The organism is Halomonas faecis, assembly GCF_010993975.1.
GTDB classification, from domain to species: domain Bacteria; phylum Pseudomonadota; class Gammaproteobacteria; order Pseudomonadales; family Halomonadaceae; genus Halomonas; species Halomonas faecis.
Genome location: NZ_JAACZO010000039.1, coordinates 1 through 1,047 on the forward strand (window position 1 = coordinate 1; position 1,047 = coordinate 1,047).

Here is a 1,047-nt window from a genome sequence, read left to right on the forward strand (position 1 = left end):
GGCTATGTTGGTATCTGCTGTTGGCGTGCTTCAAAAATACTGTATAAACTACTGTATATGCAGTTTGCCTCTGGAGCACACCATGAAGCAAGCAGACCTCATAGCCCTTGAGCAGACCCTGGCTTCTCTCCCTGTTGATCTCAAAAAATACCTTGCAGATCAGCTACTTGGTCAAATAAGCTCCCAAGCGGACACCCTGCTCGAAACCGTCAGACCTCACCTTCCATGCCCGCACTGTGGCAGTGAACACCCTGCCAAGTGGGGACGCAGCGGTGGCCTACAGCGATATCGGTGCCGGAATCCCGATTGTCACAAGACGTTCAACGCCCTGACAGGCACGCCTCTGGCCAAACTGCAGCACCGCGACAAATGGTTCGACTACCTACGTTGCATGCGAGACAGCCTGACGTTACGCGTCTCGGCGGCCCGAGTAGGCATCGATTTGAAAACGGCTTTCCACTGGCGACATCGCTTCCTGAAAAGGAGTGCTCAAGACAACGCCAACCCACTATCCGGCATCATCGAGGTAGACGAAACCGTCTTCCTAGAGTCCTGCAAAGGGAAGCGCAAGATCACTCACCGCAGACCTCGAAAGCGCGGCGGGCAAGGCAGTATGAAGAAAAAAGAACAAAAGATTCAAGTGCTTATTGCGAGAGACCGAAACGGAAAGATCAGTGATTTGGTGGAACCGGCGCTCCAGAAATCCACTGTTCATGAATTCCTTTTACCGATCATCGACCGTGACTCGATTTTATGTTCGGACGGGCACAGCTGGTATAGGACTTTCTCTGCCGACCACGGCATTGCTCATCATCGACTGATCACACTCGATAATCAGCGAGTGCTCGGCAAGGAATACCACATTCAGAACGTCAATAGCTATATGAGCCGATTGAAGGGCTGGATGGCGCGCTTTCATGGGGTGGGGACCGCGTACTTACCCAATTACCTGGCATGGCGGCGGCTGTTTGAAACCGCGAAGCCAGCAGAGGAGGCGTGGTTTCGCGCAGCGATAGGCGCAGACCAACAACAGATACCAACATAGCC

The 1,047-nt window shown here is 53.2% G+C and carries 1 protein-coding gene; it reads left to right on the top strand.

Features of this window, described 5'->3' with window-relative positions; translation table 11 throughout:
• The first annotated feature begins 82 nt into the window (after positions 1-82).
• Positions 83-1,045 (top strand): IS1595 family transposase, encoded by a 963-nt coding sequence (locus tag GFD32_RS13195; RefSeq protein ID WP_139839344.1) that lies wholly within the window; start codon positions 83-85, stop codon positions 1,043-1,045.
• Positions 1,046-1,047 lie beyond the last annotated feature (2 nt).